The following is a 24,335-nucleotide window of genomic DNA, read 5'->3' as shown; positions in this document are numbered from 1 at the left end:
ACTTGGCGGTCCCGGCCCGGCGGGGGCTGATCACCGTGCCGGTTGCGGCCTGCTGCGAGGCGCTGCCGGGTGACGTGCACACCTGCGCCGAGGAGGCTGCCGAGGCCGCTGCCGCGCCGGTATTCGTGATGGACGGGACGCGCCCGGCCTTGCGGGGTGCTGCGTGAGCGCCCTGGAGGTCGGCCTCGTCGTCGCCCTGGCCGTCGTGGTCGCCGCCCTGGTGATCGCGGTCGCCCTCGGCTACCTCGACGCCCGCGACGCTGACCGGCTCGCCGCCGAGCGCGACCAGGCCACCGCCGAGCGCGACCAGGCCATCCGCGAGATCGAGCGGCTGACCGTCCAGGTCGATCACCAGCGGGCCCGGATCGAGGCCCTGCGCGACGAACTGGACGCCCGGCAGGGCCGCCGACCCTCCCTCACCACCGAGTGGCTCACCTACGTGGCCGAGCTGCCTCTGACCCACCCGGGAGATGCCCGATGACCTTCGACCCGACCACGTCCGCCCCGATCGACCTCGACGCCATCCGCTACCGCCTCACCGAGGCCACCCCCGGCCCGTGGGGCGTCGGCAACGGCACCCACATCGTCCGTGGCCTGGAGGTCACCGGCCGGGGCTCCTTCACCTGCATCCAGTCCGTCGCCGAGATCGACGACGAGGACGACCGGCTCGACTGGGGCCACGCCGACGAGGTCGAGGTCGACCCGGAGGCGGACGCCCGGTTCATTGCCGGCGCCCGCACCCTCGTGCCTGCCCTGTGCGCCGAGGTGGACCGGCACCGCGCCGCCCTGGACGCCGAGCAGACCCGGACCTCCCGGCTGGAGGACGCGCTGGCCGCCACCGAGCAGCAGGCCGCCAGCATGCGGATCGCCCTCGACAAGGCCGACGCCGAGGCGGAGGGCCGATGAGCACCGACGAGCTGGCCCCGCTGCACCCCGACGCCACCGGCCTCACGCTCTTCCGCGCGCTCCCGAACGGCACCGGCCGCGCCTACAGCGAGGTCGAGTTCACCCGGGGCCGGGCCGGCGTCGAGCACTTCCTCCGCCAGCTCCGCGCGTTCGGCTACGTCCGCAACAGCTCCGCCGACCCGGAGTCCGGCTACGGCGTCCTCGACGTGCTCAACGCGGCCGGGGACATCGTCCAGGACTACGAGGTGCCGACCGCGCGGGCGCACGCCTACATCAAGCGGAAGCTGCGGCTGACGGTCCGGCACGCGCCCGAGGCGGAGGGCCGATGAGCCGCGCCTACACCGGCCTGCACCGGCCGGACACGGTCCAGGCCGTCGGCCCCGACTACAGCCCGCTGCACCCGGCGGACCGGCTCCGCCTCAACCCGACCACGTGGCAGGACCCGGCCCGGGCGCTGCCCGCCGGCCCGGAGGAGCGCACCGGCGTCATGCCGGCCGTGACCGCCGCCGACACGGCCGTCATCCCCGCGGTGCCGGCGTCCCGGGACGAGGTGCTCGCCGAGATGCGCGCCGACCTGGGCGCCCCGGCCGGGCCCCTCGACCAGTGGGCCACCGCCGGCCACCCCACCACCGACACGAAGGAGTCGATCCGATGAGCGACGTCAGGGAGACGCTGGCACAGCTACCCCCGCGGTTGGAGAGCGCTGGTACCAAGCTGCTCAACTGGATCGGGCACACCGGCTGGGAGCACGGCCACCACGCCGACGAGGCACTGCTGGCCCTGGCCGAGGAGATCCTCCGGCTGCGCGCCCACCTGGGCTGCCGGGAGCAGTACCTGCTCGACGAGAGCGCGATCCACCCCCACCTGCCCGCGCGCAGCGGCCAGCAGTTTGGGCACGCGATCCACGCCGACACCTGCTCGATGTGCGACGACGACGCGGAAGCGTTCAAGCACCTCCAGGAGTCGGGAGACCGCAGCGAGGCGGGCCGGCTGGTGTACGTCGGCGGTACGTACGACATCAAGGAGTACCTGACCCGCGTCACGTCGCGGTCCAAGCTCGGCGAGGAGGTGCCCACCACCGTCGAGCTGGCGGACAAGGTGCTCAAGGCCCTCGACAGGGTGGGCGAGCGGGCCCGCAAGGTGTGGTCGAAGTGACGGCCCCGACCTGGCCGACCGTGCAGGCGGAGGTGACGCCCGGGAGCCGTCTGGACGACCTGCTGGCGGCGTACGCGGAGCTGAAGCCGGCGGCCGAGGAGATGGCGGCGCGGCTGAAGACGGTCACGGACGCGATCAAGGCTGAGCTGACCACCGCGATGCCTGACGTGCGGCGGATCGACGTCGCGCACGAGGCCCTCGCGCAGCCGCTGCGGCTGTCGTACGTGGAGAGCTGGCGGCTGGACACCAAGGCGCTCAAGGCCGAGAAGCCCGAGGTGTACGTCCGGTACGCGGTCAAGGGCAACAAGTGGGAACTGCGGGGGATCCCGGGATGAGTACCGTCGAGGAGTTCATGGGTGCGGCCCCGGCCCGGCTCGGGGGCAACACGCCCTGGGCCAGCCGGTACGCCTCTGAACTGCGGCGGGTGGTGGTGGACCAGGCCAACGGCTCGGCCCGCAACCGGCAGCGTCACCTCGGCCCGTCGGAGCTGGGGGTGCCGTGCGACCGGCAGGTGGTCGGGAAGCTGGCCGGGTTGCCCGCGACCAACCACGTCGTGGACCCCTGGGCCAGCATCGTCGGCACGGCGGTGCACGCCTGGCTGGCCGACGCCTTCACCGCCGCCAACGCCGGCCTCGACTTTCCCCGGTGGCTGGCCGAGCAGCGGGTCACCCCGCACCCGGAGCACCCCGGCACCGCCGACCTGTACGACGCCGTCGAAACGGCCGTGGTCGACCACAAGATCCTCGGTGAGTCGTCCATGGCGAAGGTCCGAAGCAATTCCGGGCCGCCCATTCACTACCAGATTCAGCTCCTGCTCTACGGCAAGGGCTACCGCATTCTCGGGCTGCCGGTGACGCGCGTCGCGCTGGCCGCCTACCCCCGCACCGCAGCCAGCCTGGACGGTCTCTACGTCTGGGAGCGGGCGACGGGGGCGCAGGACGACGCCCTGATCGAGGAGGTGTTCCGACTCACCGACCGCCGCAAGGCCATGGCAGAAAACGTGATCAGCGGATCGAAGACGCTCACTGACATTCCGACCTCCCCTGACGACGACATGTGCTTCTTCTGCCCCTTCTACCGACCGCAGTCCAAGCGCGACAACGGCCCCGGATGCCCCGGGCCGAACAACTGATCCGAGGAGAAGAGAAATGCAGCCGAACTACCCGACCCAGCCGATGATGCCGCAGTTCCCGACCCAGCCCGCCTACCCGGTCCAGCCGGCCTACGCCCAGCCGCAGGGTCCGGCCAACCCGTACGCCAACCCGTACGGCGTGGCCCCCGGCGCCCAGCAGGCCCCGGCCGTCTACGGCGGTCCCCAGCAGTTCCCGGCCGGTCCGGCCACCCCGCCCCCGCCGGCCGGGACCCTGGACGGGTTCTTCGGGCAGCCGTCGGCCGGCGGCGGCGCGGCGTGGAAGTTCAACGGCAAGCCGATCGGGACCAGCTACGCGGGGATCGTGGCGCGGCCGGTCACCAACGCCGACGTGCGGCACCAGACCAACAACGCCGGGCAGGTCCAGACCTACCGCGACGGCCGGCCGAAGCTGGTCATGGTCGTGCCGATGCAGGTGCAGCCCAGCGCGGAGCACCCCGAGGGGGTCGCCACCTGGTGGGTCAAGGGCCAGGCGCGCGACGAGCTGGCCCGGGCCATGGCCGAGGCGGGAGCCCCGGCAGGCGCCCCGGAGGCGGGAGCGGCGATCCGGGTGACCCTGGTCGGTCAGCGGCCGGTGCCGAACATGAACCCGGCCAACCAGTACCGGGTGGAGTACATCCGGCCCAGCGGGGCGGCCCCGGCTCCGGCCCCGGCCTACCCGGTGGGTCGCCCGCAGGAGGAGTGGGTCCCGGAGCAGGCGCCGGCGGCCCAGCCCATGCCGCAGCCGATCCCGCAGCAGCAGGTCCCGGTCGCCCAGCCGATGCCGCAGCCGGTGGCGGTTCAGCAGGCCCCGCAGCAGGTGGCCGAGCAGCCCGCGGCGGCCCCGGCCGGCTTCAACCCGGAGCAGGCGGCGCTGTTCGCCAAGCTCACCGGCCAGCAGACGGCCCAGGCGGCCTGAGCGGGTGACTGTCCGACCCGGGGCACTTCCCCGCTCCGGGTCGGGCGGTGACCTTCTCAGACTTCCCGACTACCCACGGAGGTGACCGTGACGTACGCAGAGCCTCCGTCGGCCGCTCTCCACGGTGAGCTGAGCGCCGACGGCGCGCACATCGTGCTCATCGGCGTCGGCTCGGACCCGGCCATCGCCCACATGGCGGCCCGGCTCCAGCTCGCCACCCCGCTGATCAAGCCCAGCGACCCGCCCGGCGCGCTGGTGCTGCCCACCACCTGGGCGGCGGTCGTGCAGCTCTCCCACACCTTCGGCGCGGCGTGGCGGCCCGGACCCCGGCTGCTGGCGTGGCTGGCCGAGGAGATGCGGCGCCGCACCCAGACCGGCGACGAGCTGACCGTGACCCTGCCCGAGGGGTTGACGCCCCGCCCGTACCAGGTGGAGGGCGCGCGGATGATCGCCAGCCTTGGCCGGGCGCTGCTGTTCGACGACCCGGGCGCAGGCAAGACCATCACCACCATCCTGGGCCTGCTGGAGCGGGCCGCCGCCGGGCACCAGGTCGCCCCGGTCGTCGTCATCGCCCCGGCGTCCGTCGTGGACCCCTGGGTCGAGGCGTGGAAGACGTGGGCCCCCGACTGGCGGGTCAACGCCTGGCGGGGCAGCCCGGAGCACCGGCGGCGGCTGGCGGCCCGGCCGGCCGGCACGGCGGCGCACGTCGTGGTCGCCAGCTACGACACCGCGCGGATGGACGCCGCGAAGGGCAAGCCGTTGGACCGGCTCGGGGTCCGGTCGGTCGTCGTGGACGAGTGCCACCTGATCAAGTCCAGCAGCGCGGCCCGGTCCATCGCCGCCCGCCGGCTGGCCAAGCGGGCGGCCCACTTCGTCGCGCTGTCCGGCACCCCGATCACCCACCACCCCGGTGACCTCTGGCCCACCCTGGAGGCCCTCGCGCCGACGGCCTGGCCATCCGGTGAGCGGTGGAAGGCCCGCTACTGCGAGACCATCCCCGGCGACTACAGCGCCCGCGTGATCGGCCTCAACCAGCTCGCCGAACCGGAGTTCCGGGCCACCCTGCTCGGCCAGCACCGCCGAGTCGCCAAGGCCGACGTGCTCACCCAACTCCCGCCGAAGGTCTACAGCGTCCGCCAGGTCGACCTGCCCGCGCCGTACCGCAAGGCGTACGACCAGTTGGAGAAGCAGATGCTCGCCGAGCTGCCCGACGGCACCGAGCTGTCGGTCATGTCGGTGCTCGCCCAGCTCACCCGGCTCTCGCAGCTCGCCAGCGCGGCGGCCGACGTCACGGTCACCCTCCAGGTCGGAGCCGACGGGGAGCTGGGCGAGCACGTCGAGGTGAAGCTCACCGCGCCGAGCTGGAAGGTCGACGCGCTCCTCGAAGTCCTCGCCGAGCGGCCCGGCTCCCCTGTGGTGGCGTTCGCCCCGTCCCGGCAGCTCATGGCGCTGGCCGGCGAGCAGGCCACCCGGGCCGGTCTCCAGGTCGGCTACGTCATGGGCGGGCAGTCGGCGAAGGCCCGCAGCGAGGCCGTCGAGGCGTTCCAGCAGGGCAAGCTCGACCTGCTCTGCGTCACCACCGGCGCCGGCGGGGTCGGCCTGACCCTGACCGCCGCGCGGACCGTGGTGTTCCTCCAACGGCCCTGGTCCCTCGTCGAGGCCGTCCAGGCCGAGGACCGCTGCCACCGCATCGGCAGCGAAATCCACGACTCCATCGAGGTCATCGACATCGTGGCCACGGCCACCATCGACACCCGCGTACGCGCGGTGCTCTACGACAAGGCCGGTCAACTGGCCGACCTGCTCCAGGACAAGCGCATCGTCACCCACCTCCTCGGAGGGCGAGACGCCGACATAAGGAAGGCCGCCTGATGTACGTCATCGGCATCGACCCGGGCCCACTCCCGGGAATCGTCCGGCTCCAGCTCAAGGTCGTTGGGGACAAATGGTCTGGCCAGAGCGCGCAGCTCGTTGACGTCCAGGCGTTGCAGGTGACGCCCGGGCTGCTGGGCACCGTGCTGGAGGGGATCAACGCGGCGACCGAGGTTGAGGTCGTGGCGTACGAGCGGTTCGTCGTCGGCCGGCGAGCCGGACAGTCGAGCAGCGCGGCGGCCGGCGCGAAGACACGAAACATGATCGGCGAGCTGGAGGCGTGGGCCGGCGCAGGACGGTGGCGGCGGGTCTACGCCCGCTCGGCCGCCGAGGTGAAGCCCTGGGCCACCGACACCCGCCTAGGCGCCGCTGGGCTGCTGGACCTGACCAAGGGGATGCGGCACGCCCGCGACGCCGCCCGGCATGCCTTGTTCTGCGCCGTCCGGGACTGCGGCCTGGCCGACCCGCTGAGCCGCAAGGCCGGTGCCCTGTGACCCAGCCGTACGCGGACGGCGTCGCCGACTACGCCCTGGCCGGCTGGACCTGCATCCTGCCGGTGCCGGTCGCCGCGAAGTGGCCGCCACCGGTCGGGTACACCGGCGCGGACGGCCGCGACACCGACCCCGCCACCCTGACCGCCTGGGCTGGCAGCCTCGCTGCACACTCGATCGCCCTGCGGATGCCCGATGGCGTGATCGGCCTGGACGTCGACCACTACGACAAGGTCAAGACCCTGCCCGACGGAACCACTGCCACCGTGGCCAAGCGCGGTGCGGACTCCCTGGCCGAGTACGAGCAACGGTGGGGCGCTCTGCCGCCGACCTGGCGTTCCAGCGCGCGGCAGTGGCCGTCGGGGATCCGGTTCTACCGGGTGCCGGCCGGCCGCTACGCGGCGAACCTCGGCGACGCCATCGAGGTGATCCAGCGCCACCACCGGTACGCCGTGGTGTGGCCCTCGGTGAACCCGGACGCCGACGCCGCCCCGTACCGCTGGTACGACCCGACCGGCGCGGTCAGCGCCAGCGTCCCCAAGCCGAACGAACTGCCGGAGCTGCCCGACGCGTGGGTGGCCGGCCTGCGCGAGGGCGCCACCGAAGCCGGGCCGGCCGCCTCCGACATCGGGCGGGGGCAGACGCTGCTGACCGCACTTATGACCGACCACCGCGAGCCGTGCGCCGAGGTAGCCGACGCCGCCCGCAAGGCCGTCGCCGAGCTGCACGCGGCGGCGTCCGGGTCCCGGCACGACACCGCCACCGCCCGCACCCACCACCTCGTCCAGCTCGGCGCGACCGGGCACCCCGGCGCGGCCACCGCCCTGCTGGAACTGCGCGAGCAATGGTGCGACCTCACCGCGGGCGAGGGCCGCGAAGGCGAGTTCGACCGGATGCTGCTCACCTCCGCCCGCAAGGCCGTCACCGTCGTCGGCACCGCGCCGGTCGACCGGGACCCCTGCTTCTCCGGCGGCGAGATGTGGGCCCCCGCCACCCCGGGCAGCTCCCTGCCCGGCCCGCCGCTGGCGGTGCCCGGCGAGGCGGTGCCGTGGTCGGTGCGCGAGGTGATCGGCGCGCACACCTGGGACCCCCGCTCCGACCTCGACCACGGCCTCAGCGCCGCCGTCCTGGCCCGGATGCAGCCGGTCCTGCGCTACGCCGTGGACGCCGGCGCGTGGCTGCTACGCGGCCCCGACCGGTGGGACGTGCGCGGCGACCTCACCAAGTGGGCCGTGCACGAGCTGGCCGAGCTGATGCCCCGGGGCGACGCCGAGGCCGAGAAAGGCAGCGACGAACGCCGCCAGGCCGACCGCCGCAAGCGCCTCATGATGACCGCCGGGCGCAACGGCGTCGCCGCGACCATGAACGCCGCCGTCGCCGCCGGCACCCACCCCTGCTCCCTGCGACTGGGTGACCTCGACACCGACCCGGGGATCCTCTGGGCCGGCGGGGTGCCGTGGGACCTGCGCGCCAGCACCGACCGTCCGGTGCCCGCCTGGATCGACCACAGCCTCCCGCACCTGCACAGCGCCTCCGTCGCCCCGGCCGACGTGCCCACCCCGCTGTGGGACACCTTCCTGGAGGTCGTCTGGCCCGACCCCGAGGTCCGCGCCTGGGCCATCCGCGTGCTCGCCATCGCGGTCACCGGCGTGCCCGACGCCGCCCTGCCGATCCTGCTCGGCCCCGAACGGCGCGGGAAGAGCCAGGTCGTCCACCTGCTGATGACCGTGCTCGGCTCCTACGCGCTGTCCGCCGACCCGCGACTGCTCGGCAACGGCGACAACGCCCACGCCAGCATCGTCTACGCCCTGCTCGGCCGCCGGCTCGCCTTCATCGACGAGGGCCCCCGCGAGGGCCGGTGGGCCCAGGAGCGACTCAAGCAGCTCACCGGCGGCACCGCGCTGACCGGCAACGCCATGCGCACCGACCCAGTCACCTTCAACCCCACCCACACCCTCGTCCTCACCGCCAACGACGAGCCGCCCCTGACCGACCCCGCCGTCCGCGCCCGCGTCCGCCTCATCCCCTGCGAAGGCGACGAGACCGCGGTCCGGGCCGCCCGGCGCGCGATCGGGGACACCGGCGGCATGGCCTGGCGGGCCGAGGCCCCGGGTGTGCTCTGGCGCATGATCATCGAGGCGGCCCGGTGGATCGACAACCCCGACAGCGCCATGACCGCCGCCGCCCCCGAGCACATCCGCAACCGGGCCGACCTCCTCGCTGCCGATCAGGACCCGATCCAGCGCTGGATCACCGACCTGTGCGAGCCGTACGAGCCCGGCACCAAGGCGGGAGCCCTGCACGAGTCCTTCGTGGGCTGGTGCCGCAATAACGGCATCCGAGACTCCACCCGGCCCACGATGACGAAGTGGGGCCGGCGGCTCACCGAGCTGAACTTCCCCCCGGAGCACCGTCGTGACGGCTGGTACAGGCAACTGCGTGTGACCACCGGCGGCGGGTTCGGTGTCATGCCCACCTCGAACCCTGGTGCGGGGCACCAGGTACCGCTCTCGGGTGGTCCCGCCCCGCGTGACGGGTTTGGTGACGGGTTGGTGACGGGTTCAACCGACAACCCGTCACACCCCAAAATCCCAGCTCAGGGCACACTTTTTAGTGGTGATGTGACGGGTGTGACGGGTTGTACCACTACTACAACTACAACTTCTAAAAACATCCAAGATCACAAAGACACAGAAATTCTCGGGGAAACAGGCGGTTTGGCCGAACCCGTCACACCCACCCCCCCAAAAGTCGCGGCTGACCTCGACAAACAGGGGTCTGTGACGGGTTTCCCGAACCCATCACCGGACCACCAACCCGCCACCGAGTCGAACCGGCCCGCTCGACGGGCCAACCCGACTACGGGGCGTTACACCAAGGCGGCCCAGAAGGAAGCGGAGCGGGAGCAGGCCCGGAGGGCGGCTGCCGGTGAGTTGGTGCCGCTGCCCGTGGCCGTGGACCGGGTCGGGACCATCACCGGCCTGACGCCGGCAGCCGCCGGCCTGGTCATCGCCGAGGCCATCGCCCGGGCCGGCGCGCTGACGGTGGACGTGGAGACCTCCGGGTACCCGGTCGGGCACGCGAACGCCGCGCTGCGCACCGTCCAGCTCGGCGACGAGCAGGCCGCCGTGGTGCTCGACCCGGCCGACCCGGTCCAGGCCGAGGTGATCCGCACCGCGCTGGCTGCCGCGCCCCGGCTGCACGCCCACTCCGCGACCGCCGACCTGGTCCCGCTGGCCCACGCCGGGCTGCTCGACGAGTCCGCGTGGGACCGGATGTTCGACACGGTCATCCCCGCCAAGCTGGCGGACCCGACCAGCACCGGCAGCGACCCCGGGCTCAAGCAGCTCGCCGGCACGGTGTTGGGCGAGGCGGCGACCGCGCCGGAGGCGGACAAGACCCGTGCCGTGCTGTTCAAGGTCCACGGGTGGTTGACCGACACCAAGGCCCTTACCCCGGTGGAGCGGTCCGGGTGGGCCCAGGTCGACTCCTCGTGCGCCACGATGATCCGCTACGCGGCCTCCGACGTCCTCGACACTGCCGCCCTGGCCGTCCGGCTACCGCAGCCCCCGCCGGCCGTCACCGAGCGGGAACGGGCCGTGCAGCGGATCACCGCCCGGGTCACCCACCGGGGCCTGCGAGTGGACCACGACCAGGTCACCCGCCTGGAGGCGGAGCACACCCCGGCCATGCACGCCGCCGCTGACCGGATCCGCGCGCTCGGAGTCGAGAGCGCGGGCAGCGACCGGCAACTCGCCGAGCGGCTCACCGAGCTGGGCGTCACCCTGCCCCGCACCCAGCCGAGCGCCCGGCACCCGCAGGGACAACCCAGCGTGGCCGCCGGAGTCCTCGACGGCCTCAAGGCGACCCCCGGACTGGCCGGCGACCTCATCAGCGCGGTGCTCGACTATCGGCACCACGAGACCGTGCTGACCACCTTCCTGGAGCCCTACCGGGTGCTCTGCGAGGCGGGCGACGGCCGGGCTCGGCCCACCGTCTACACCCTCGGCACCGACACCGGCCGGATGTCCTGCGTCCGCCCCAACCTCCAGCAGCTCCCCCGGGAGGGCGGGGTCCGGGCCTGCATCACCGCCGACCCGGGCCACGTCCTGGTCAGCGCCGACTTCTCCGGTGTGGAGATCCGGGTCATGGCGGCGCTGAGCCAGGACCCGGAACTGATCCGGCAACTCCGCGAGGGGGTCGACCTGCACGCCCTAGTCGCCGAACTCGCCTTCGGCCCCGGCTGGACCAAGGCCAACCGGTACACCGCCAAGCGCGGCGTGTTCGGCTGGGCCTACGGCGGCGGCATCGAGAGCCTCGCCCGGCAGCTCGGGGTGTCCGCCGAGGTCATGCAGGCCATCGTGGACGCGCTGCGGCAGATCGCCCCGGACTACGTGGCGTGGGCCGATGAGATGAAGCGGATGGTCCGCTCCGGCGCCACCCAGATGCCCACCTACGCCGGCCGGGTTATCCACCTGCCCCGCGAGTACCCGCACAAGGCTGCGAACTACGCCATCCAGGGCACCGCCCGCGAACTGCTCGTGGACGCCCTGCTCGCCTGGGACCAGACCTGCTGGACCGGCGGCGTGGTGCTGCCCGTGCACGACGAGATCGTGGCCATGGTCCCCGAAGCCGACGCCGAGGCCGCTACCACCGAACTGGTCCGGTGCATGTCTCGGGAGCTGTACGGCATCTCGATCGTGGCCGAACCCAGCGCGCCCTCCTTCGCCTGGAAGGACTCGGTGTGATGAGCGCCCCCGGTTCCCGCATCCACCGCGCGTGGGTGACACCGCCCCTGGCCGACCCGGACCTCGGCACCGCCCCCGGCTACCGGCGCGTCCGGGCCCGCGTCACCGACGGAGCCCCCGACACGCCCCCCGGAGCGTGGCGGCTCCGGGAATGGCGCCGACGCCACCACCTCACCCAGCAGCAGGCCGCCGCCCGCCTCGGCGTGCCCCTCTCGCGGGTCCGCCGCTGGGAGACCGGCACGGGCGACCTGCCCGACGACGTCCTCGCCCGCATCGCCTCCTGAGGAGCACCGTGACCCCGCACCACCTCCACGCCCTGGCCGCCCTGCACTCCGTCGGGCCGGCCCGGGCCCGCCTCGCCCAGCTCGTCCGTGCCGAGACTCGGCAGGCCACCGCCAAACTGCTCGCCGCCGCCCCCGCGCTCCGCTCACCGAACTACGGCACCCGCACCAGCGTCGGCGACCACGGCGACCCCACCGGCGGACTCGTGCTCGACGAGCGGCCCGTCCGGGACACCACCTGGGCCGAGCTGGACCACCGGCTCACCGGCAAGCTCGGCTGGCTCGCGGACACGATCCGGGCCACCCCCGGACCCGACCCGTGGTGGCGGATCTACGACGCGCTGCCTCGGCTCCAGCCCGGCACGGCCCGCGTCGTCCACCGGCACCTGGTCGACGAGGACACCTGGGTCCGTGCCGCCGTCGGTCTCGGCCCGGACCGCGAGCCCTTGCCCGGCGTCGCCTGCCCGCACTGCGGGGAGCGGCAACTCGTCGTCCAGACCGCCGGCCCCGTCGACGCCTGGACGGTCGTGTGCGCCACCGGCCGGCTCTGCACCGGCCAGGGCTGCCCGTGCGGGATGGAGGGCGCCGTCGAGGGGGCGGCGCACATCTGGCCCCGGGCCGCCGTCATCGGTGCGGTCGCGGGGGCCGCACACGCCGCTGAGAGAGGATGAGGGCATGAGTCCTCAAAGGAGCTACACGCGAGCCACCATGCACACCTTCGTGCCGGACGACTGCGAGGCGTGCGGCCAGCCGAACGCCGTCAAGTGGATACCGGACACCCGGATCGCCAACCAGGACGGGGTCAGCCCCGATCAGAGCTGCGGCAATCAGGGATGCGCACGGTACAAGAAGCGCCCGAGTAAGCGGTGACCAGCTCGGCCCGGGACGCGGTTGATTCCGAGTCCCGGGCCGCTTCAAGGTCAACAATTCACAGGGAAATCCCAGATAACGCGCACCATACTGACCATTATGGTGTAACGGACCAGGCATCAGCCTAGGAAGGTACGGTTAGGACCGTGATCACCGTGGAGGGCCGGGAGTGGGGTACCGCCGAGCAACTCGCCGACCGGCTCGGCCCCGACGTCACGCCCGGCATGGTCCGCCGCTGGCGCGACCGCAAGGGACTCACCACCCGCGCCGGCCACTCCCCGCTCGACGAGGCCGCCGCCATCGAGCTGGCCACCCGCACCACGACGCGCGGACGCCCCCGCCGACTTGACCTTGCCGCCGCGTAGCCGCATGATTTGTTCACATCCCGCGTAGGCGGAGTGTGCCCACAGCCCGGCCGGTCGACCACTCAGGTCCCGCCGGGCTGCTGCGTCCCCGGGGGCAGGACGCAGCAGAGGGTGGGCTGCGGGCAGGCTGCTGCGGCGGTGGCCTGCCCGCGCGCCACCTACGACTGGTTGAACTTCGCTTTCGCCGCCTGGAAGTCGGTGGCCCCCTCCTGCCACCGCTCCAGCATCACCTCGGCCGAGGGCCCAGCACCCAACGCCGCAGAAACGGCCATCAGCGCCGGCAGCACCTCCTGCGGCCAGCCGCCAGGAACCGTCACATCCACGGCGATGCTCGCCCCCTCGCCGTCGGGGCTGATCTGGATGTTGACCAGACCGGCGGCGGTGACCAGCCGGACAACGTCCGCGATCTCGTCGGCGGTGTGAATCAGGTCGATGCGCAGAACGCCACGCAAAAACTTCGCTCGCATGCAGTACCTCTCGGGTCGGGCCAGCTGGTGCCGGCCACTGTCCCTGATCAACCTCCACTGCGGAGGGTGTATTCCTGATCACTGACCCCTGACCGGCCAGGTGCCGTGACGAGGTGACCCATGACCCGCCCCCGCCCCGTCACCCAGGCCGACCACGACCAGGTCCGGGCACTGCACGCCCAGGGCCTCAGCCGCAACGCCATCGCCAAGGAACTCGGCCGCAGCGGGAAGACCATCAGCGAGATCGCCGCCCGGCTGGGCCTCAGCTTCGAGCGCGCCGGCGCGACCGCAGCGGCCACGGCCGCGAAGAAGGCCGACGGGGCCGCCCGCCGCGCCCAACTCCAGCTCGACGCCCTCGACGCCGCCAACAAGCTGATGGGCCAGATGTTCGCGCCCGCCCTGGTCTACAACTTCGGCGGCAAGGAGAACGACTACAACTCGACCACCCTGGAAGAGCCGCCGTTCGCCGACAAGCGGAACATCGCCACCGCCATCCAGGCCCTCGCCGGCACCGCGCTGAAGCTCGCCGAGTACGACAAGGCGACCGGCAACGAGGACGAGAAGGGCATGCTCGGCGAGCTGCGCGACGCCCTCCGCGCCGCACGCGACCAGGCCAAGGCCAGCGGATGAGCATCGACCTGTCGACCCTGCCGCTGAGCGAGAAGCAGATCGACTACGTTGTCGACTCCGACGCCTTCCTCAACCTCGCCGAAGGCGCCATCCGCTCCGGCAAGACCGCGTCCGGGCTGCTCCGCTGGCTCATGCAGGTCGCCGTCGCACCCACCTCCGGCGACCTGGTCGTCTGCGCGAAGACGTACGACACCGCGGTGCGGAACATTTTCAACCCGCTCCGCGACGCCCGCCTGTTCGGGCACCTCGCCAAGGCGACCACCTACACCCGGGGAGCGCCGACCGCCACCATCCTCGGTCGCACCATCGAGGTCATCACCTTCAACGACGAACGCTCGGAGAACCGGCTCCGGGGCATGACCTGCGCGTCCGGCTACGTCGATGAGTGGTCGCTGATGCCGCAGAGCTTCCACGAGCAGCTCCTTGGCCGGTGCAGCTTGGACGGCGCGCAGTTGTTCGGGAACACCAACCCGGACAACCCGCGCCACTGGCTGAAGGTCGACGGCATCGACGAGACGAAGCCCGGCGGCCGGCTCTCCGGCGACTGGCGGGTCTGGCACTTCGACCTCGACGACAACCCATTCCTCAGTGAGCGGGTCAAGGAGCGGTACCGGCGGCAGTACAAGGGCCTCTGGTACAAGCGCATGATCCTCGGCCAGTGGGTCATGGCCGAAGGCTCCGTCTATGAGGGCTGGGACCCTGCGAAGCACGTCGTCAAGACCCTGCCGCAGATCGTCCGCTGGGTCAGCCTCGGCGTCGACCCCGGCACGAACCACCCCTTCGCCGCACTGCTGCTTGGTGTCGGCGTGGACGGCAACCTGTACCTCGCCCGTGAGTGGCGCTGGGACCCAAAGCGGCAGATGCGCCAGCTCAGCCCGGTCGAATACTCGTCCCGGCTGCGCGGCTGGCTCGGAAAGCTCGACGTCCGCCCCGAGTGGGTGTGTGTCGACCCGGCCGCCGCCTGGATGAACCGCCAACTGTTCGACGACGGACTCACGCCGACGAAGGCGGACAACGCGGTCATGGACGGCATCCAGTTGGTCGCCTCGCTGCTTGCCGAGGGCCTGCTGTACGTGCACGAGTCCTGCGCCGGCTGGATCGAGGAGGTCCCCGGCTACGTGTGGGACGAGAAAGCCGCCCTGCTCGGCGAGGACAAGCCGCACAAGGACCGCGACGACAGCCTTGACGCCGGCCGGTACGCCGTGAAGACGCCCGAAGTTCTCTGGCGGCCGATGCTGCGGCACGCCCCCGCACACGCACTCGCAGCCTGACGAGGAGGGCCTGGTGCCGATCCCCACCGGCGGTGCCTGGCCGCCGCCCGCCCACCAACCCGCCTACGATGCGTACGGCGACTGGGATGCCTGGTACGTCGGTGACCCCGGCGACCTGGCCCAGGTCTACCGCGGGCGTGCCACCACCAGCGGTCGACACCGGCCCAGTCAGTACGCGGGTGGCGTCATCGGGACGCTGTCCCGCTGGTTGTGGGGCACCCCGCCCCGCATCGGCGAGCGCGATACCCGAATCCACGTGCCCGTGCCCGCCGATCTGGCCGCCACCTCCGCCGGCCTGCTGTACGCGGAGCCGCCCACCCTCACCTGCGACACCACGGCCGCCCAGGAAGCCGTCGAGGGGCTGATTGAGGCAGGGCTATACACCGTGCTGCGACACGCCGCCGAGGTCGGGTCGGTGCTCGGCGACGTCTACCTCCGGCCGGTGATCGACCAGGAGGTGGCACCGGACCGGGCAATCCCCACGGCGGTTCCGGCCGACGCGGCGATCCCCGTCATCCGGTGGGGCGCGCTGCTGGAGGTCACCTTCTGGTCCACCGTGCTGGAGTCTTCCGGGACGGTGCTGCGGCTGCTGGAGCACCACGACGTGGTCTCCGGCGCCGGGCGGATCACGTACGCCCTGCACGAGGGCACCGACCAGGAGCTGGGTCGGGCGATACCGCTCACCGAGCATCCCGACGTCGCGCACCTGGCCGAGCTGCTCGACGAGACCGGGTCACAGCCGACCGGCCTGGACCGCCTCGACGTGGTCCGCATCCCCAACGCCGGCCCGCAGAGACGCTGGCGGAAGCTGGGCCCGCTCAAGTACCACGGCAGGTCCGACCTCGACGGCAACGAGCCGATCTTCGACCAGGTCGACGAGACGTGGACGAACTGGATGCGGGATATCCGGAACGCCCGGGGCCGGATCACGGTCCCGGAGTACATGCTCCAGGACCTCGGCCCGGGTCGCGGCGCGGTCTGGGACGCCGACCGCGAGGTGTACTCCGCGATCCGTGCGCTACCCGATCAGCAGTCCGGTGGCGGCCTGACGGTGACCCAGTTCGCCATCCGGCACGTCGAGCACAAGGCCACCATCGATGCCCTGATGGAGGCGGCGATGCGGCACGCCGGCCTGTCGTCGCAGACGATGGGCGAGGAGGGCGACGTCGCGGTCACCGCCACAGAGGTTCAGGCGAGGGAGCGGCGCAGCTTCGTCAGCCGCGGCGATCGGATCACAACGTGGGCACCGGAGCTGGCCCGTTACGTGGAGCTGCATCTCGCCCTGGAGCGGATCAACTTTGGCGGACCGGCCGAGGAGCGGCCGAACGTCGAGTTCGGCGACTCGGTGACGGAGAGCCCGGAGCAGGTAGCGCGCACCGCCCAACTGCTGAGCGCTGCCGGGGCCGCCTCGACCGAGACCCTGGTGCGGATGGTGCATCCCGAGTGGGACGACGACCAGGTGCGCGAGGAGGTCGACCGCATCAAGGGCGACCAGCCGGCGCCGGTAGAGGTCGGCTCCGCGCTGGGCGCGCTGGCCGGCAACGAGCCCGCCGACGACGAGGCCGACGAGGAGCCACCGCCGGCCGAGGAGTGACATGGCGCTGACCGGCGAGCAGATCGAAGACGTCACCCGCGGCGCAGTCGACCTCTACCGGGGTGCCGAGCAGGCGATCCTGGCCGAGGTGACCCGCCGGCTCGCTGCCGGCCAGGACGCCCCGGACTGGGCGGTGACCCGCCTGGCCGCCCTCGGGTCGCTGCGGCAGGCGACGGAGCGCATTCTGGCCCTGGTGGCCGGCCGGGCCCCGGACCTGATCACGGAGATGCTCGCCGCCGCGTACCGCTCCGGTCAGGGCATTGCCACCCGGGACCTGCCCGCGTCGCTGCTCCGGGACGCCCCAGACCTGGCGAGCGCGGCCGGGACCGTACCGCGGATCGGCGTGGTCGAGTCGCTGGCTGGCGCACTGGTGGCCGACATCGAGGCCAAGCACAGCGCCGTGCTGCGCCGGGTGCTCGACGTGTACCGGCTGACAATCGCGCAGGCGACCGCCGTATCGGTGGCGGGCGGGATGACCCGCAGGCAGGCCAGCCAGTGGGCGTTCGCCCGGTTCGTCGACCAGGGCGTGACCAGCTTCACCGACTCCGCCGGCCGTCGGTGGCGGCTCTCGTCGTACGTCGAGATGGGCGCCCGCACCGTGACGCAGCGGGCCGCCGTCCAGGGCCAGACCGACCGGCTGACCACGCTCGGCGTCGACACGGTGATCGTGTCGGACAGCCCGCGCGAGTGCCCGCGCTGCGCCCCATGGGAGGGCAAGGTGCTCTCCATCAGCGGAGGGCAGCGCGGTCGGGTGGAGCTGCCCAACATGGTCGGGTCCGGCACGGTGACGGTGGACATCGCCGGCTCTGTGGGGGACGCCAGGGCGGCCGGGCTCCAGCATCCGAACTGCACGCACGCACTCCGCGCGTACCTGCCCGGGGCGACTCGGCGGCCGGACCGGCCCATGGCCAACCCCCGCGGCTACGAGGCCAAGGAGCGGCAGCGCGAGATCGAGCGCGGCATCCGCCGGTGGAAGGAGCGGGAGGTCGCCGCCCTCGACGACACGGCCAAGGCGAGCGCAGCGGGGAAAGTCCGGCAGTGGCAGGGCGCGATGCGCGACCACCTCGCCGCCCACCCGGAGCTCAAGCGGCTGCCGTACCGGGAGCAGCTCGGCGCGGGCAACGTGCCGCCCGCCCGACCGCCCGCGAGCGCGCCGATGGCCACGGTCGCCCCGCCCGGATCGCTCGTCACCGGCCAGGCCGCGCTCGACGCAGCCCCGATCAACGTGCGCTCCGACGCGGCGTACACCCAGCTCAGCGCCGACGAGCGGGACGCGGTCTACCAGTACCGGGGCAGCCTGTACGCCAACCTCAACGGGGCGCTCCGGCGCGAGTCAGGGCGGCTGCCGGACGGGTTCGGCTTCCATGCGCTCCGGGACGCGGTGCGCCAGCTCGACCGGGCGCTGAAGAAGTCCCGGCTGACCGCCGACGTCGTTCTCCACCGCGGTATCGCCGACCCGCTCGCGGTGTTCGGACCGGCCGCAGCCCGCCCGCTGCCGGTCGGAACCCGGTGGACAGAGCATGCCTACGTCTCCAGCACGGCCAGCCGCGCCGTGGCCGAGGAGTTCGCCAAGGGTGCCGCGATCCTGACCATCCGGGTGCCGCGCGGCACCGGGGCACTCCAGCTCTCCGGAGCAGAGTACGAGTCCGAACTGCTGCTGGGGCGCGGGCTGACGCTGCGCGTAGCGTCCGACACCGGGCCCGGACCGGGCCGGGAGATCGTGGCGGAGGTAGTCCGATGACGCAGCCGGAGCCCAACCCCGAGCAGGAGCCGGACGACCGCGGCGATGCCGAGGACCGGATCACGATGAGCTACCCCGTCGAGCTGGAGATGCCCGACGAGGAGTAGGGCCCCTGGCCCCCACACGCTGCCGGCAAGGCCGGTGGTAATTCCCCCCACCCTCGACTGCCTCAAGGAGGCTGCCGTGCGCATCACCCTGCCCTCGGGCGCGTTCCTCAACCCGGCGACCGACCTGCCGGTCATCCCGGGCACCATCCTGGGCTACCGCCGCAACGGCCAGCCCATCCGCGTCGCCGCGGGCGGTTCTGGTGAGGGCGGTGACGGCGGCGGGGGCTCCGACGGAGGTGCTGGCGACGGCGGCGGGGGCGAGTCCGGACAGGGTGGCGAGGGCCAGGGCGACAGCACCAAGCCGCCGAATATCGACGGTGAGTTCGATGCCGACCGGGCCAAGCGCGCCATCGCCGCCGCCCGCGACGCCGAGAAGAAGGCCAGGGGCGACGCCAAGGCCGCAAAGGACCAGGTCGCGGCGATCCTTGCCGCCGCCGGCCTCAAGCCCGACGGCACCAAGGATCCCGCCGAGCAGCTCAAGGAAGCCTCGGCCAAGGCCACCGGCGCCGAGGCGAAGGCCCGCAACGCCCAGATCGAAGCGGCCGTCCTGCGCCGCGCCGGCAAGGCCGGCGGAGACCCGGACGCACTGCTCGACAGCACGTCCTTCATGAACAGCATGAAGGACATCGACCCGGACGCCGCCGACTTCGGCGACCAGGTCACCGCCGCCATCAAGGCCGCGGTGAAGTCCAACGGCAAGCTCGCCGCGACCGGTCAAGGGCCGGCCCGCCAGGGAGCCGACCACACCGGAGGCGGAACCAGCAAGGGCCGCTCCGGCAACCTGACCGACGCCGTCAAGCGCAAGCTCGGCGGGTAATCCCACCAGGGGGAGCACATGGCAACCTCGCTCGCCGAGGCGAAGAACAACACTAACGACGACTTCGACGCGACGGTCATCGATGAGTTCCGCAAGGAATCCGTCATCCTCGACAGCCTCGTGTTCGACGACGCGGTCAACCCGTCCGGCGGGGGCGCGACGCTCGACTACGGCTACCGGCGGCTCGTCTCGCAGCCCACCGCGGCCACCCGCGCCTACAACAGCGAGTACGTGGCGAGCGAGGTGACCACCCAGAAGTACAGCACCACCCTCGCCGTCATGGGCGGCTCGTTCCAGGTGGACCGGGTTCTGGCCCGGCTCGGCGCGGGCGCGTCCGGCGCGGTCGCCCTGAACCTGTCGCAGAAGATCAAGGCGACCCGGACGAAGTTTCAGGACATGGTCATCAACGGCGACGTCGCCGTGGACGCCAACGGCTTCGACGGGCTCAACAAGGCGCTGACCGGCTCGACGACCGAGTACCTGCCGCTCAACAACGGCCAGGCGACCGGTTACCTGAACTGGACGGACCTCGACACCGACCCGGCGCTCAAGTTCAAGGCGCTCGACGTGCTCGACGAGTTCCTGTCGCTGCTCGATGGCACGCCGACGCTGGTCGCGGGCAACAAGAAGCTGCTGGCGAAGATCCGCGCGATCGTCCGCCGGACCGGCATGTACACCCGCGACCCGATCGAGGGGCTGATGGGGCCGAACGGCCGGCCGATCGTGCGCGAGTCGTACGGCGGGGTGATCTTCGCTGACCCGGGTGACCAGGCCGGCAGCACCAACCCGATCATCCCGATCGCCACCCGCGATCCGGACGGCGGCGGCGCCGGTGGCAACATCACCGGCCTCACCGACCTCTACGCGGTGCGCATCGCCCTGGACGGCTTCCACGGGGTGACCACGACCGACGGCGAGATGGTCAAGACCTGGCTGCCGGACTTCACCACGAGCGGCGCGGTCAAGACCGGCGAGGTGGAGCTCGGGCCGGTCGGTGTCGCGCTCAAGGCCACGAAGAGCGCGGCGGTGCTGCGCAACATCAAGGTCCAGTGAGGAACGACATGACGTACATCGTCAAGGCCCCCATGGAGGGCTACAGCGGCGAGGTCGCGGGCGTGCACCTGGTGAAGGGCAGCTACACCGGTGGGCTGACGCCGTCGGCGCTGGCCTATTTCCAGGGTGCCGGCTACAAGGTCGAGCAGGTGGCCGAGCCGGCCCCGGCGGAGGAGGGCGGCAAGACGCCGGCCCGGTCCGCGTCGAAGGCCGACTGGGTCGCCTTCGCCACGTCGGAGGCCGGCGGTCAGCGGTTCAGCGCCGAGGACGCCGAGAAGCTCACCCGGGACCAGCTCGCCGAGAAGTACCTCGGCCCGAAGCAGGACTGAGGGGAGGAGCAGCGTGGCGTACGCGACCGTGGAGGAACTGGAGGCGTACCTCGGTGCCACCGTGGCCCGCGCCACGCTGCTGCTCACCCGGGCCAGCCGGGACGTGGATCGGGCGCTGCTGTGCGCGGTCTACGACGTGGATGACCCGGACGTGCAGGCGGCTCTCCGCGATGCAACCTGCGAGCAGGTGGCCGGCAACCTGGACTCCGGGGACACCACCGGTTCCGGTGCCGCACCGCCGACCAGCGGTTTCAGCATCGGCAAGGTGTCCGTGCAGCGGGGTGGTCAGGGTGCCGGCGGCTCCGCCGCCCAAGCCAGCAAGATCGGACCGCTCTGGCCACAGGCGTGGGCTGTCCTCCAGCAGGCCGGCCTGACCGGCCACGGCCCGCAGACCTGGTGAGGGGGCCGCTGTGACGTGGGAGGACTTCGTCCGGCTGCACATCCCCGCCCCGGCCACCGTGACCGTGGAGCCGCTCACCGGCACCGGCGCGTACGGCCCGGTGTACGGCCCGCCGAACCCGGTCAGCCCCTGCGTGGTCGAGGACTCCCGGCGGCTGGTGAGGGTGCAGACCCAGGACGCCGCCGGCCACGAGGCCGTCAGCAGCACCACGGTGTGGGCGCCGCTGGCCACCGTCTGCCCGGCCGGGAGCCGGGTCACCGCCGCAGGCCGGACGGCCCGGGTGCTGGCCGTGTCCCGGGTGGAGGCCCACGGCCTGCCGCTGCCCGAGCACCTGGAGATCAGCCTGGAGTGACGCATGGCCGACGACTTCCGGATCGAGTGGGACGGCGAGAAGGTCCTGGCTGCCCTGCACGACGCGAGCTTCGATGGCGCGCAGGTGGCGGGCGAGCACCTGCTCCAGGTGTCCTCCGGGCTGGCGCCGCACGAGGAGGGCGACCTGGAGCGGTCCGGGGAGGTCACCGCCGACCCGGCCTCCGGCGTGGTCGCCGTCTCGTATGACCGGCGCTACGCGGTGCGGCAGCACGAGGATCTGACGCTGCGGCACGACGAGGGCCGGCAGGCCAAGTACCTGGAGGAGCCCATGTCGACCGAGCAGGACGTGATGCTGGCCCTGATCGCCCGGGCCAGCCGCCGACCGCTGGGCGGCTGAGATGGCCACCGGCGACGGATGGACCTCCCGGCTCCTGACCGGCCTCGCCGAGCACCTGGCCGCTGCCGGGGTCGGCGTCTGGCGCGATACCGGCGTCTACGACCCCGCCCAGACCGGCATCGTCATCCGGTCGGTGCCGCCGTCCCCGGACCGGCTGATCACCCTCGCCGCGTACCCGGTCGGCTCGGCCAACCCGGGTGTTGCCGACCACCAGCTCGGGGTGCAGATCCGGGTCCGAGCCGGCGCCGACCCGCGCGACTGCGACGACCTGGCCGACGCCGTGTATGACCTGCTCGACGGGGCCGCCGGGCTGACCCTCCGCGGGATCGCCGTGGTGCAGGTGTGGCGGCAGTCCTACACGTCGCTCGGCGACGACAGCAACGGCCGATGGAGCCGGAGCGAGAACTACTACCTCGACACCATGCGCCCCACCGCGCGCAACACCGACTGACCCAGGAGGACCGTCGTGGCGACGACACCCACCGACCGCAGGACCATGCTCGCCCGGCGCATCCGGGTCGACATCGACACCGCCACCTACCCGGCCAGCCTGTACGCCCAGTTCATGGGCGTGCAGGAGCTGAAGCCCGTCGACGAGCTGCGCACCGAGTCCGACGAGGTGTACGAAGACGACGGCGCGATGCGCGAGTCCGTCACCGGCTACTCGTGGCGGCTGGAAGCGAAGATCATGCACTCCACGAACGCGGCCGGCACCAGCCTGGACCCTGTCCACGCCTTCCTCTACGGCAAGTTCCTGGCCGGGAAGCAGAACGTGAAGCTCGGCGAGTTCGGGGTTCGCTGGTACGACCGCAACGGGGTCGGCACCGCCAACGAGGGCCGCGCCTACGTGAAGCAGTGGGCGCCCGACGGCGGCAACGGTGGCGCCCAGGACACGGTGTCGATAGTCATCCAGGGGCAGGGGCCGCTCGCGGCCGACGTCGCCAACCCGGAGGCCGACCTCACCCCGGTCGTGACCGGGCTGGCCCCGACGGGCGGCGGGACGGCCGGCGGCACCCTGGTCAACATCTACGGCGGCCACTTCACCGGCACCACCGGCGGGACCGGCGTGAAGTTTGGTGCCACCAACGCGACCAGCTACACCGTCGTCTCCGACTCGCACATCGTGGCGGTCGCCCCCGCCGGCAGTGCAGGCACCGTCCAGGTGATCGTGACCAACGCCGGTGGGGCCAGCCCGAACGTCGCCGCCGACAACTACCTGTACGCCTGATGGGGGCGAAGCTCGGCGACCTCGACGAGTACTGGAGTCCAGGCCTGACGCTGACGGTGCGGGGCCGTGAGTACGTGGTCCCGCTCGCCAGCGCCGAGCTGGGGCTCTGGTGCCGGCGGCTGGCCCAGATCACCGGGGACGTGCACACCGCCTCCACGGAGGAGGAGATGCGTGCCGCGGTCGAGCGGATCGAGGCCCTCCCCGAGCTGCCCGGCGGGCCCGACCTGTCCCTGCCGGAGCGGGTTCTCGGGCCGGTCTACCAGCAGATGGCGGACGCGGGAGTCGAGGACCCGTACATCCAGTTCTGCGGGCAGACGGGCTATATCTGGATCATCGGCGGCGAAGAGGCTGCTGAGCGGTTCTGGAAGTCCGGTGGTCGCCCGGAAGCACTGAGCCCGGCGAACCGTCAGGAGCGTCGGGCGGCTGGGCGGAGCAGTACGGGCGCGGCCGGCGCGACCCGCACACCGGCCTCTACGAGTGGTACGAGGTCCCCGACGACGTCCGGCGGGAGCGGTCGGGCGAGGCGGTCGCGTGGACGGAAATCCTCGCCCACTGGCGGCTGATCGAGGCGGATCTTCATTCGGAGTACGGGATCGACCTCGACGCCGATGACCGGGCCGTGCTGCGGTGCCGGTCGTGGCGGTGGCTGGAGGTCCGGATCACCGGGCTGCTGTCGGCTGACACCCGGCTCTACCGGGCGCTCGCACCCGAACCGGAGCTGCCCGGTGTCCCCGGGATGCCGCCTCAGTAGGTGGGGCAGATGTACTTCCGCACCACCTCGTTGATCTTCTTCGCCTTCGTGGCACCGAAGCCTTCCGGGTGGTCCGGGCTGGTAAACCGCGTGTTGGCGAACTTGATCAGCTTGGCCTCGTCGTCCGGCCACTCCTTGATGCTGGAGCACTGGTCCCGGCCCCGGTCGATGATCCGATCGGGGTCCTTGTCGCCCACGATCTCGGGGTCGATCTTCCGGAGCGCAGCGAGGTAGGCGTCAGCAGTCGCCTGGTCAGGCTTCGGCGGGATGCCCGCCGCCTCCTCCGCCTTGGCGATGGCCTCCGAGCTGAGCGCGCCCGGCGTCGTCGAGGCCGCCTCTGGTGTCTTCTCGCTGCTCCCGCAGCCCGCCAACGCGATCACCGCCACCGCCGCCACCGCTACTTGCCGTGCTCTCACTCATGCCTCCTGGGACGGGGGGATAACCGAGGCACGGTACCCACCCATCGAGGACCGGGCGGTCCGCAATCTGACAGGAGGTCCCA

General features: G+C 72.3%; 31 protein-coding genes. 29 read left to right on the top strand and 2 right to left on the bottom strand.

Annotated elements, in window-relative coordinates:
• Nucleotides 1-163: 163 nt before the first annotated feature.
• The 15 genes from C5N14_RS13930 to C5N14_RS13870 all read left to right on the top strand — a co-directional run bounded on the left by C5N14_RS13930 (nucleotide 164) and on the right by C5N14_RS13870 (nucleotide 12,736).
• The gene (locus C5N14_RS13930) at nucleotides 164-481 is read left to right on the top strand and encodes a hypothetical protein (RefSeq protein WP_117668516.1); all 318 of its coding nucleotides are present in this window, start codon (nucleotides 164-166) and stop codon (nucleotides 479-481) included.
• On the top strand, nucleotides 478-906 hold the full coding sequence (locus C5N14_RS13925) for a hypothetical protein (protein ID WP_117668515.1): 429 nt from the start codon (nucleotides 478-480) through the stop codon (nucleotides 904-906). Before C5N14_RS13930 ends, C5N14_RS13925 begins: the two co-directional genes overlap by 4 nt.
• Nucleotides 903-1,235 carry a hypothetical protein gene (locus C5N14_RS13920; RefSeq protein WP_117668514.1) on the top strand — a complete coding sequence of 111 codons (333 nt, stop codon included), beginning with the start codon at nucleotides 903-905 and terminating at the stop codon, nucleotides 1,233-1,235. Before C5N14_RS13925 ends, C5N14_RS13920 begins: the two co-directional genes overlap by 4 nt.
• Nucleotides 1,232-1,561 (top strand): hypothetical protein, encoded by a 330-nt coding sequence (locus C5N14_RS13915; RefSeq protein WP_117668513.1) that lies wholly within the window; start codon nucleotides 1,232-1,234, stop codon nucleotides 1,559-1,561. The genes C5N14_RS13920 and C5N14_RS13915 overlap by 4 nt, the downstream gene beginning before the upstream one ends.
• The gene (locus C5N14_RS13910; RefSeq protein WP_117668512.1) at nucleotides 1,558-2,061 is read left to right on the top strand and encodes a hypothetical protein; all 504 of its coding nucleotides are present in this window, start codon (nucleotides 1,558-1,560) and stop codon (nucleotides 2,059-2,061) included. Before C5N14_RS13915 ends, C5N14_RS13910 begins: the two co-directional genes overlap by 4 nt.
• A complete protein-coding gene (locus C5N14_RS13905; RefSeq protein WP_117668511.1) occupies nucleotides 2,058-2,396 on the top strand; it encodes a hypothetical protein in 339 nt (112 codons plus the stop codon). Before C5N14_RS13910 ends, C5N14_RS13905 begins: the two co-directional genes overlap by 4 nt.
• Nucleotides 2,393-3,193 (top strand): hypothetical protein, encoded by an 801-nt coding sequence (locus C5N14_RS13900; protein WP_117668510.1) that lies wholly within the window; start codon nucleotides 2,393-2,395, stop codon nucleotides 3,191-3,193. The genes C5N14_RS13905 and C5N14_RS13900 overlap by 4 nt, the downstream gene beginning before the upstream one ends.
• A 16-nt stretch (nucleotides 3,194-3,209) precedes the next feature.
• On the top strand, nucleotides 3,210-4,109 hold the full coding sequence (locus C5N14_RS13895) for a hypothetical protein (protein WP_117668509.1): 900 nt from the start codon (nucleotides 3,210-3,212) through the stop codon (nucleotides 4,107-4,109).
• Nucleotides 4,110-4,196: 87 nt separating this feature from the next.
• Entirely contained in the window at nucleotides 4,197-5,981 is a 1,785-nt protein-coding gene (locus tag C5N14_RS13890; protein WP_128763580.1) for a DEAD/DEAH box helicase, read from the top strand.
• The gene (locus C5N14_RS32155) at nucleotides 5,981-6,475 is read left to right on the top strand and encodes a hypothetical protein (protein ID WP_165878108.1); all 495 of its coding nucleotides are present in this window, start codon (nucleotides 5,981-5,983) and stop codon (nucleotides 6,473-6,475) included. Before C5N14_RS13890 ends, C5N14_RS32155 begins: the two co-directional genes overlap by 1 nt.
• Nucleotides 6,472-11,220, top strand: a complete 4,749-nt coding sequence (locus C5N14_RS13885) for a DNA polymerase (protein WP_165878107.1) — start codon at nucleotides 6,472-6,474, stop codon at nucleotides 11,218-11,220. The genes C5N14_RS32155 and C5N14_RS13885 overlap by 4 nt, the downstream gene beginning before the upstream one ends.
• A complete protein-coding gene (locus C5N14_RS13880; protein WP_117668506.1) occupies nucleotides 11,220-11,504 on the top strand; it encodes a helix-turn-helix transcriptional regulator in 285 nt (94 codons plus the stop codon). Before C5N14_RS13885 ends, C5N14_RS13880 begins: the two co-directional genes overlap by 1 nt.
• A gap of 8 nt (nucleotides 11,505-11,512) precedes the next feature.
• Nucleotides 11,513-12,172, top strand: coding sequence for a hypothetical protein (locus tag C5N14_RS13875; RefSeq protein ID WP_117668505.1), 660 nt, complete (start codon nucleotides 11,513-11,515; stop codon nucleotides 12,170-12,172).
• 4 nt (nucleotides 12,173-12,176) lie between these two features.
• Nucleotides 12,177-12,371 (top strand): hypothetical protein, encoded by a 195-nt coding sequence (locus C5N14_RS31755; protein ID WP_128763579.1) that lies wholly within the window; start codon nucleotides 12,177-12,179, stop codon nucleotides 12,369-12,371.
• A gap of 146 nt (nucleotides 12,372-12,517) precedes the next feature.
• The gene (locus tag C5N14_RS13870) at nucleotides 12,518-12,736 is read left to right on the top strand and encodes a hypothetical protein (protein WP_117668504.1); all 219 of its coding nucleotides are present in this window, start codon (nucleotides 12,518-12,520) and stop codon (nucleotides 12,734-12,736) included.
• 158 nt (nucleotides 12,737-12,894) lie between these two features.
• On the opposite strand, the gene C5N14_RS13865 is transcribed toward C5N14_RS13870, so the two are convergent.
• A complete protein-coding gene (locus tag C5N14_RS13865) occupies nucleotides 12,895-13,203 on the bottom strand; it encodes a hypothetical protein (protein WP_128763578.1) in 309 nt (102 codons plus the stop codon).
• Between the two features lie 120 nt (nucleotides 13,204-13,323).
• Here C5N14_RS13865 and C5N14_RS13860 point away from each other — a divergent pair, with 120 nt between their 5' ends.
• The 14 genes from C5N14_RS13860 to C5N14_RS33095 all read left to right on the top strand — a co-directional run bounded on the left by C5N14_RS13860 (nucleotide 13,324) and on the right by C5N14_RS33095 (nucleotide 23,833).
• On the top strand, nucleotides 13,324-13,833 hold the full coding sequence (locus tag C5N14_RS13860) for a helix-turn-helix domain-containing protein (protein WP_117668502.1): 510 nt from the start codon (nucleotides 13,324-13,326) through the stop codon (nucleotides 13,831-13,833).
• Nucleotides 13,830-15,104, top strand: coding sequence for a PBSX family phage terminase large subunit (locus C5N14_RS13855; protein ID WP_117668501.1), 1,275 nt, complete (start codon nucleotides 13,830-13,832; stop codon nucleotides 15,102-15,104). Before C5N14_RS13860 ends, C5N14_RS13855 begins: the two co-directional genes overlap by 4 nt.
• 13 nt (nucleotides 15,105-15,117) lie before the next feature.
• Nucleotides 15,118-16,698: a phage portal protein gene (locus tag C5N14_RS13850; protein WP_117668500.1), complete on the top strand. Its 1,581-nt coding sequence runs from the start codon at nucleotides 15,118-15,120 to the stop codon at nucleotides 16,696-16,698.
• Nucleotide 16,699: 1 nt separating this feature from the next.
• Nucleotides 16,700-18,439: a phage minor capsid protein gene (locus C5N14_RS13845; protein ID WP_117668499.1), complete on the top strand. Its 1,740-nt coding sequence runs from the start codon at nucleotides 16,700-16,702 to the stop codon at nucleotides 18,437-18,439.
• A gap of 183 nt (nucleotides 18,440-18,622) precedes the next feature.
• A complete protein-coding gene (locus C5N14_RS32150; protein WP_165878104.1) occupies nucleotides 18,623-19,363 on the top strand; it encodes a hypothetical protein in 741 nt (246 codons plus the stop codon).
• Nucleotides 19,364-19,381: 18 nt separating this feature from the next.
• On the top strand, nucleotides 19,382-20,416 hold the full coding sequence (locus C5N14_RS13825) for a major capsid protein (protein WP_117668496.1): 1,035 nt from the start codon (nucleotides 19,382-19,384) through the stop codon (nucleotides 20,414-20,416).
• 8 nt (nucleotides 20,417-20,424) lie between these two features.
• On the top strand, nucleotides 20,425-20,745 hold the full coding sequence (locus tag C5N14_RS13820; RefSeq protein WP_117668495.1) for a hypothetical protein: 321 nt from the start codon (nucleotides 20,425-20,427) through the stop codon (nucleotides 20,743-20,745).
• Between the two features lie 13 nt (nucleotides 20,746-20,758).
• Complete coding sequence (locus tag C5N14_RS13815) at nucleotides 20,759-21,145, top strand: hypothetical protein (protein ID WP_117668494.1); 387 nt, start codon at nucleotides 20,759-20,761, stop codon at nucleotides 21,143-21,145.
• Nucleotides 21,146-21,155: 10 nt separating this feature from the next.
• Entirely contained in the window at nucleotides 21,156-21,497 is a 342-nt protein-coding gene (locus C5N14_RS13810) for a hypothetical protein (RefSeq protein WP_117668493.1), read from the top strand.
• A 3-nt stretch (nucleotides 21,498-21,500) separates the two neighbouring features.
• Complete coding sequence (locus tag C5N14_RS13805) at nucleotides 21,501-21,854, top strand: hypothetical protein (RefSeq protein WP_117668492.1); 354 nt, start codon at nucleotides 21,501-21,503, stop codon at nucleotides 21,852-21,854.
• A 1-nt stretch (nucleotide 21,855) separates the two neighbouring features.
• The gene (locus C5N14_RS13800) at nucleotides 21,856-22,305 is read left to right on the top strand and encodes a minor capsid protein (protein WP_117668491.1); all 450 of its coding nucleotides are present in this window, start codon (nucleotides 21,856-21,858) and stop codon (nucleotides 22,303-22,305) included.
• A 15-nt stretch (nucleotides 22,306-22,320) separates the two neighbouring features.
• Nucleotides 22,321-23,082 (top strand): phage tail tube protein, encoded by a 762-nt coding sequence (locus C5N14_RS13795; RefSeq protein ID WP_117668490.1) that lies wholly within the window; start codon nucleotides 22,321-22,323, stop codon nucleotides 23,080-23,082.
• Entirely contained in the window at nucleotides 23,082-23,645 is a 564-nt protein-coding gene (locus C5N14_RS13790; protein ID WP_117668489.1) for a hypothetical protein, read from the top strand. Before C5N14_RS13795 ends, C5N14_RS13790 begins: the two co-directional genes overlap by 1 nt.
• Complete coding sequence (locus C5N14_RS33095) at nucleotides 23,624-23,833, top strand: hypothetical protein (protein ID WP_117668488.1); 210 nt, start codon at nucleotides 23,624-23,626, stop codon at nucleotides 23,831-23,833. Before C5N14_RS13790 ends, C5N14_RS33095 begins: the two co-directional genes overlap by 22 nt.
• Here the strand turns inward: C5N14_RS33095 and C5N14_RS13780 are convergent.
• Nucleotides 23,827-24,249 carry a hypothetical protein gene (locus tag C5N14_RS13780; RefSeq protein WP_243639571.1) on the bottom strand — a complete coding sequence of 141 codons (423 nt, stop codon included), beginning with the start codon at nucleotides 24,247-24,249 and terminating at the stop codon, nucleotides 23,827-23,829. The two genes, C5N14_RS33095 and C5N14_RS13780, sit on opposite strands and share 7 nt — an antisense overlap.
• Nucleotides 24,250-24,335 lie beyond the last annotated feature (86 nt).

The organism is Micromonospora sp. MW-13 (assembly GCF_003434305.1).
Taxonomy (GTDB): Bacteria; Actinomycetota; Actinomycetes; order Mycobacteriales; family Micromonosporaceae; genus Micromonospora.
The sequence above is the reverse complement of the archived record's forward strand: the minus strand, read 5'-3'. Positions and strand labels throughout refer to the sequence as shown.